Origin of the sequence: Streptomyces sp. NPDC007346 (assembly GCF_040703535.1) — a bacterium.
Lineage (GTDB): Bacteria > Actinomycetota > Actinomycetes > Streptomycetales > Streptomycetaceae > Streptomyces.
Genome location: NZ_JBEYKR010000249.1, coordinates 1 through 6,185, shown reverse-complemented (window position 1 = coordinate 6,185; position 6,185 = coordinate 1). Strand labels below are relative to the sequence as shown.

The window sequence follows — 6,185 nt, the reverse complement described above, 5'->3', positions numbered from 1 at the left end:
CTCCTTGCCCCACCATACCCCCCGTCCCTCCGGGCCGCATCACGGCGGGGGCCGGGCGCCGGTCCGCCGCGCCGGGACCTCTCCGTGCCCCGTGCGGCGTCTCGTCCGGGCGCGGGCGCGGGCGCGGCTCAGGCCCGTCCGGCGACCCGCCGGACGAAACGCGACAGGCGGTCGGGGCCCCGGGAGGCGATGGCCGCCGCGCCGGTGGTGCGGCGCGGCCTGCGCACCACCTCCCCGCCGCAGTTGGGGCACCCGTCGGTGAAGCCCGCCCGGCAGGAGGGGCACCAGGTGCACTCGTAACTACAGATGTACGCCTCGGCCGCCGGGCCGAGCGGGGACGTGCACTTCATGCACCGGGGACGCATCTTCAGCATGGTCCGATCACCCTCACCCTTCGTGCCGCCGGCGCACCGGCAGTCGTTTCCGTCAGCAGAAGATCGCCCCGGTCCGGAACTCGACGCGGGACGGTGCGCGGTCCGGCCGCGGGGGGCCGGACCGTCACCGAAGGGCGATCCGTTTGATCAGGCGCTCCAGGCGGGGGACGTCCCGCTTGCCCCTGGCGTACGTCTGGATGGCCAGCGGCGCCCGGAACAGGCGGCGGGCCACCGCCTGCGGCGCGGCGAACTCCCGCAGCCCGTCGGCACCGTGGATGCGCCCGTAGCCGGATTTCCCGCGCCCGCCGAACGGCAGCGCGCCCACCGCCGGAAAGGTGAGCACATCGTTGACGCTGACCATGCCGGTGCGCAGCGTCCTGGCCAGCCGGACCGCGCCCCGCCCGGCGAAGACCGCGCCGCCGAGCCCGTACTCACTGCGGTTGGCCCGCTCCACGCCCTCGGCCGCGTCCCTGACCCGGTTGACGACCAGGACCGGTCCGAAGGTCTCCTCGCGCACCGCGGCCGACTCCTCCGGCACGTCGGCCAGGACCACCGGCCCGCGCACATAGGGCGGTTGTACGGATTCGGGGCCGCCGACCACCGCCCGGCCGCCGTCGGCGAGCGCTTGCTCGACATGCCGGAGGATCACGTCGAGCTGTCCCGGCATGGTCACGGGCCCGTAGTCCTCGCCCGCCCGGATCTCCCGGGCCCGTTCGGTGAGCCGGGCCAGGAACCGGTCGTGGACGGCGTCCGCGACGTAGACCCGCTCGATCCCGGCACACGACTGGCCGGCGTTGCTGCAACCGGCCCAGAGCGCCGCCTCCACCGCGGCGTTCACGTCGGCGTCCTCGGCGACCACCAGGGCGTCCTTGCCGCCCAGCTCCATCAGCACCGGAGTGAGGGTGGGCGCGCAGGCCGCCAGGATCCTGGCCCCCGTCGCGGGCGAGCCGGTGAAGGCCACCTTGTCGACGCCGGCCCGGCACAGCGCGGCCCCGGTCTCCCCGGTGCCGACGGCCAGTTGCAGCACCGGCGGGCCGGGGACCGCCTCGGCGAAGGTGTCGACCAGCCACTTCCCGCACGCGGGGGTGTACTCGCTGGGCTTGAACACCACGGTGTTCCCGGCGGCCAGCGCGTAGGCGATGGAGCCGATCGGGGTGTGCACCGGGTAGTTCCAGGGGCCGATCACCCCGACGACACCGTAGGGCCGGTACTCGACGGTGCTGGCCTGGTTGAGCATGAGGAGCCCGGAGAACACCCGCCGTCTGCCCAGCACCCGGGAGGCGTGCCCGGCGGCCCAGCCCACATGCTCCAGCGCCGCCGCCAGCTCGACCACGGCGTCCGCCCGGACCTTGCCGTTCTCCCGCTGGAGCAGGTCGATCACCTCATCGAGGCGTCGGGCCATCACCCGCCGCCAGGCGAGCAGCGCTCGGCGGCGCCCGCCGTGCCCCAGCCCCTCCCACCAGGGCGCGGCCTCCCTGGCCCGCGCCACCTTCGTACGTACCGCCTCTTCGTCGTCCGTCGGCAGCACGGCGATCGTCTCACCGCTCACCGGGTCGACGGACAGCAGCTCGCCCGCCGGTCCTCGAGGCGGTCCCCCAGGGGCGGCGGCCCGGGGGCCGGTCGCGGAACCTGTCATGGAGCTCTCCTGATCGGCGGCTGGACGTGCACGGCGGCAGGCGTTCTACGAGTCACCCCGTGTGGCGCCAACCCTACCGAAGAACGAAACGACTCGTCCTGCGATCGTAAGATTCGAACGCCTGGGAGCTTCGAACACCCGGTGGCGGACCGGCACAGGACGGCGCGGACCGGCACGGGACGGCACAGGACGGCACGGCATCGCGAGGGCCGTACCGGTCTCCGGTCTGCGGTCTGCGGTCTCCGCCCTCCGCCCTCCGCTCTCCGCTCTCCGCTCTCCGCTCTCCGCCGGAGGTTCAGCCGGCCGCGGCGAGCACCAGCGGCAGGACCGGTCCGCTGCCTCCTCGGCGGAGCAGGCGGGCGGCGACCGCGAGGGTCCAGCCGGATTCGGTGGAGTCGTCCACGAGCAGGACGGGGCCCGGATCCCGGGCCAGGGCGTCGGCCAGCCCCTCGGGGAGGGCGAAGGCTCCCGACAGGGCCCTCAGCCGCTGGGCGGAGTTGCTGCGGCGGGCGGCGTGCGCGTCGCTCTGCCCGGTGTACGTCAGCGTCCCGAGGAGCGGGAGCCGGCCGACGGCCGCGATGCCCTGGGCGAGGGAGCCGACCAGGTGCGGGCGGCTCAGCGACGGCACCGCGACGACTCCCACCGGCCGGGGCAGGGCGTCCGGGGCGCCCGACGCCCAGCCGCCCGGTGAGCGCGCCCAGTCGGCGAGGACCGCGACCACGGCCTTCAGGACGTCGTCGGGAACGGGCCCGTCCGGGGCGTTCGCGTCCAGCAGGGGACGCAGCCGGTTGCCCCAGCCGATGTCGGACAGCCGTCCCAACGCGCGCCCGGTGGAGCACTGTTCGCCGGCCGGGATACGCCCCTTGAGGTCGATGCCCAGTGCGGGCATCCCCGTGGGCCACATCCGGCGCGGCTCGATCTCCACTCCGGGGCGGTCCAGCTCCTTGGCCGCTCCGGTCAGCGCCTCCGCCGAAACGGAGGAATCGGTCCAGGGGCCCGCGCAGTTGTCGCAGCGGCCGCAGGGGGCCGCCCCCTCGTCGTCCAGCTGGCGGCGCAGGAACTCCATCCGGCACCGGTCCGTGCTCGCGTAGTCGCGCATGGCCTGCTGCTCGGCCTTGCGCTGCTTGGCCACCCAGGCGTACCGCTCGGTGTCGTACACCCAGTCGGCGCCCGTGGCGATCCAGCCGCCCTTGACCCGCTTGACCGCGCCGTCGACGTCCAGCACCTTCAGCATCGACTCCAGCCGGCTGCGCCGAAGATCCACCGCCGCCTCCAGGGCGGGCACGGACAGTGGCCGTCCCGCGTCGGCGAGGGCCGAGAGGGTCTGGCGGACCTGCTCCTCGGGCGGGAAGGCGGTGTCGGCGAAGTACCTCCAGATGGCCTCGTCCTCCTTGCCCGGCAGCAGCAGCACCTCCGCGTGGTCGACCCCGCGGCCCGCGCGCCCCACCTGCTGGTAGTACGCGATCGGCGACGAGGGGGAGCCGAGATGGATCACGAAACCCAGGTCCGGCTTGTCGAAGCCCATCCCCAGCGCGGAGGTCGCGACCAGGGCCTTGACCCGGTTCTCCTGAAGGTCGACCTCGGCCTGCAACCGGTCGGCGTTCTCCGTCTTGCCCGTGTAGGAGGCCACGTCGAAGCCGCGTTGCCGGAGGAAGGCGGTGGTCTCCTCGGCCGCGGCCACCGTGAGGGTGTAGATGATGCCGGAGCCCGGCAGCTCGTCCAGGTGCTGGGCGAGCCAGCCCAGGCGGTGTGCGGCGTCGGGAAGCCGGACCACCCCCAGGCGCAGGCTCTCCCGGTCCAGCGGACCGCGCAGCACCAGCGCCTCACCGGCGCCGGTGCCCAGCTGCTCGGCCACATCCGCCGTCACGCGTGCGTTGGCGGTCGCGGTGGTGGCCAGCACCGGCACACCGGCGGGAAGCTCCGCCAGCATCGCCCTCAGCCGTCGGTAGTCGGGACGGAAGTCGTGCCCCCAGTCGGAGATGCAGTGCGCTTCGTCCACCACCAGCAGACCGGTCGTGGCCGCGAGCCTGGGCAGCACCTGGTCACGGAAGTCCACGGAGTTGAGCCGTTCGGGGCTGACGAGGAGCACGTCGGTCTCGCCACGCTCCACCTCCCCGTAGATGGCCTCCCACTCCTCCGGGTTGGCCGAGTTGATCGTCCGCGCCCGGATACCGGCCCGAGCCGCCGAATCGACCTGGTTGCGCATCAACGCCAGCAGCGGCGAGATGATCACCGTGGGGCCGGCGCCGCGCCGCCGCAGCAGCGCGGTGGCCACGAAGTACACCGCCGACTTGCCCCAGCCGGTGCGCTGCACCACCAGCGCCCGCCGGTGCTCCTCCACCAGAGCCGCCACCGCCTGCCACTGGTCCTCCCGCAGCCGGGCCGACCCCCCGGGGCCACCGACGAGCTCGGCGAGGATGGCGTCGGCCTCTGTGCGCAGATCCAGTTCTTCCATGCCCCCATGCAACCCGATGGCACTGACAAATGCCCACTTCCCCCCGCGCCACGGGCGCCGGGGCGGTTCCCGGCCACCAGGGACGGGCGGTGTTTCCGCTGGTCCTCGCGGTTCAGGGGTGACAGAGGGAGTCATCCCGGGCGGGTCTGGGCAGGGATATCAGTGTCATTCCGGCTGATTCCCGTCAGCCACAGCAATTGCTCGTTGCCGCCTGCCGGTGGGCCAGGGAGAATTGGAACGCCCCGCGCAGTTCCTCATCAGACCCGGAAGGGCTGTGTCGCGGCGCGCCCTCACTCGACCCTGCCCGCTCCACGGGCGCGTAGCGAAGGGAGGACCGTGACCTTCGGATTCGCCCCGTCCGCAGCCACTTCCCTATCGGCGTTCTCGACCCCACCGGGTTCCGCGGACTCCGTCAACCGCCTTGCCCGGATACTCGAACCCGCCGAGTGGGCCTCGGCGGGCATACCCCTGCTGCGCAGTCCGCGGGAGGTGGTCAGCGGCCTGCACTCCCGGCACCGGCCGACACCGGCCACCGCCGTGGTCGCGGTCCTCGATCACGAGGAACGGCTCACGGCGAGCGCCTCGTTCGTGCGCCGGGACACCGCGGCGGCGGACGGCTGGGACTTCCGCAACGCCCTGCTCGCCCATCTGCGGCGCGTCATCCCGCACGATCTGCGCCGCCGTACTCCGGTGCGTACGGCCGTACTTCTCTACTGCCGCGACGGCGACGAACGGTGGACCGAGGAGGACGGCGCGTGGATGTGGGGCCTGCGGGACGCCTGCACGCTGCACGGGCTGCGGTGCGGTGCCTACATCACGCTGACCGGCGGAGGCTGGCAGGTGCTCGGCGAGGGGCGGGGCGGACGGCGGCCCAGTTCCCTGTCGGAGCCGGCCCCGCTGGCCGACGTCGTCGCCGAACAGCAGCCCGCTCCGACGCGGACCGGCGGCGGGGCCGCGGGGGCGCTGCGCCGCTCGGCCGCCCGGTGAACGGGCGGCGCTGACCTTCGGGGCGGGCGGCGGGCCCACCGCCCGGAGCCCCACCGCCCGGAGCCCCGTCGGCCGGAGCCCCGTCGGCCGGAGCCCCGTCGGCCGGAGCCCCGTCGGCCGGAACTCCACCGACCGGAGCCCCGGCCACCGTCACGGGCGGCCGGGGCTCCTGGCGGGACGGTCAGGACGGTTCAGACGCCCGCGCCGAGTGCGGAGTTGATCGTCCGGGGGTCTCCGCAGACGATCAGCAGCGCGGTGGCACGGTCACGTGCGACGGGCAGCGCGCGGGCGACGGTGTCACCGGCGTCCCCGTTGACCGCCACGACGACCACGGGCCGGGGTCCGGCCCGGCCGACCGCGGAGGCGTCCGCGAAGAAGACGTCGTCGCCCGCGTCCTGCTGGGCCCAGTACGCGGCCTCGCCGAAGGACAGCTCGTGGGCGGCCCACGGGTGCTGCTCGCCGGTGGTGAGCACCAGGATGTCGCCCGGCGCACGGCCGGACTCCAGCAGCAGGTCGACCGCTTCCTCGGCCGCGTCGAGGGCTCCGCCGGCCGGGGCCGGGATCAGCTGGAGCTGCGGTGCGGAACGATTCTCCGGCCGGCTCGGAGCGCTCTCGGGCGCCGCGGGCACGGGTGCGGGGGTCTGCCCGAAAGTGTTCCTCCGCGGCCGATGTAGGGCCCCCACGGCGGCTCTACGGTCCGCCGTATGAGTCTTACGGCAAGCCTCGACGCGAC

5 protein-coding genes are annotated in these 6,185 nt (G+C 74.2%); 1 reads left to right on the top strand and 4 read right to left on the bottom strand.

The features are described from left to right. Positions 1–128: 128 nt before the first annotated feature. The 3 genes from AB0917_RS33380 to AB0917_RS33370 form a co-directional block, all read right to left on the bottom strand. A complete protein-coding gene (locus AB0917_RS33380; RefSeq protein WP_366823464.1) occupies positions 129–374 on the bottom strand; it encodes a DUF1272 domain-containing protein in 246 nt (81 codons plus the stop codon). 124 nt (positions 375–498) lie between these two features. Continuing rightward, positions 499–2,010 (bottom strand): aldehyde dehydrogenase family protein, encoded by a 1,512-nt coding sequence (locus tag AB0917_RS33375; RefSeq protein WP_366823463.1) that lies wholly within the window; start codon positions 2,008–2,010, stop codon positions 499–501. A 295-nt stretch (positions 2,011–2,305) separates the two neighbouring features. Beyond that, positions 2,306–4,465 carry a RecQ family ATP-dependent DNA helicase gene (locus AB0917_RS33370; RefSeq protein ID WP_366823462.1) on the bottom strand — a complete coding sequence of 720 codons (2,160 nt, stop codon included), beginning with the start codon at positions 4,463–4,465 and terminating at the stop codon, positions 2,306–2,308. A gap of 336 nt (positions 4,466–4,801) precedes the next feature. Between AB0917_RS33370 and AB0917_RS33365 the strand changes: the two genes are divergently transcribed. Further along, positions 4,802–5,452 carry a hypothetical protein gene (locus tag AB0917_RS33365; RefSeq protein ID WP_366823461.1) on the top strand — a complete coding sequence of 217 codons (651 nt, stop codon included), beginning with the start codon at positions 4,802–4,804 and terminating at the stop codon, positions 5,450–5,452. Between the two features lie 191 nt (positions 5,453–5,643). Here AB0917_RS33365 and AB0917_RS33360 read toward each other — a convergent pair whose 3' ends face one another. Next, positions 5,644–6,081, bottom strand: a complete 438-nt coding sequence (locus AB0917_RS33360) for a hypothetical protein (protein ID WP_366823460.1) — start codon at positions 6,079–6,081, stop codon at positions 5,644–5,646. Positions 6,082–6,185 lie beyond the last annotated feature (104 nt).

Excerpts from the sequence above, each read along its gene's own strand:
- AB0917_RS33380 (WP_366823464.1), bottom strand. The coding sequence starts at position 374 with ATGCTGAAGATGCGTCCCCGGTGCATGAAGTGCACGTCCCCGCTCGGC.
- AB0917_RS33375 (WP_366823463.1), bottom strand. The coding sequence starts at position 2,010 with ATGACAGGTTCCGCGACCGGCCCCCGGGCCGCCGCCCCTGGGGGACCG.
- AB0917_RS33370 (WP_366823462.1), bottom strand. The coding sequence starts at position 4,465 with ATGGAAGAACTGGATCTGCGCACAGAGGCCGACGCCATCCTCGCCGAG.